Source organism: Neisseria sp. P0021.S007 (assembly GCF_051956855.1).
In genome coordinates, this window is record NZ_JBQCXA010000713.1 from 1 (window position 1) to 624 (window position 624).

General features: G+C 56.4%; 1 pseudogene. It reads right to left on the minus strand.

Annotated elements, in window-relative coordinates:
- Positions 1 to 624: pseudogene (locus ACTHUR_RS15535) on the minus strand (translocation/assembly module TamB domain-containing protein); the annotation flags it as partial.

Consider the following 624-nt stretch of genomic DNA (forward strand, 5'->3'; position numbering starts at 1 on the left):
CGATAGCGGGCGAGGCGGTTTCGCCTTTGACACCGATAAATCCGTTCCACTGACCGGCAACATTGGTGCGGACGAGGTCGTCTGAAACGAGGTTGTTCACATTAATCTTGAGCGCCAGCGCGTTTTTCACCGTATCGACCGTACCGGCGACATTGAACGAACCTTCCTCCAACAGCCCGATTTCAGACTCTTGGACGGTTACCACGCCGTTGTCGTTGATGGTGAAGTCCGCCAGAATGTTGCGCACCGGAATGGATTTTGCATCAGCAAAACCCGCCGCCTTGTTTTCCAAGTCGAGCGAGCCGTCCAGCGCGATACCGTGCGTAAACGAAGGCACGACAGTCGCGTCAAACGTCAGGTTTGCCTTAGGCAGCGACGGCAGGAACGCAGTCGGATTGATGTTGAAACCCTTGACCAGCACCTCGCCGATCATCTTATCCAGCGAAGCTGCAAACGGATGCACCGTCGATTTCGCCGACAAATGCACATCGTCGCCGTCCAGCAGAATTTCAGTCTGCACGTCCTGCAAGCTGCCCCACAGGCGCGCCTTACCCTCTATCGTCTCGCCTTCCAGCTCGCCCTTCGTCTGAATCGTCGTATTGAGCGCAAACGGCTTCTCCAGCC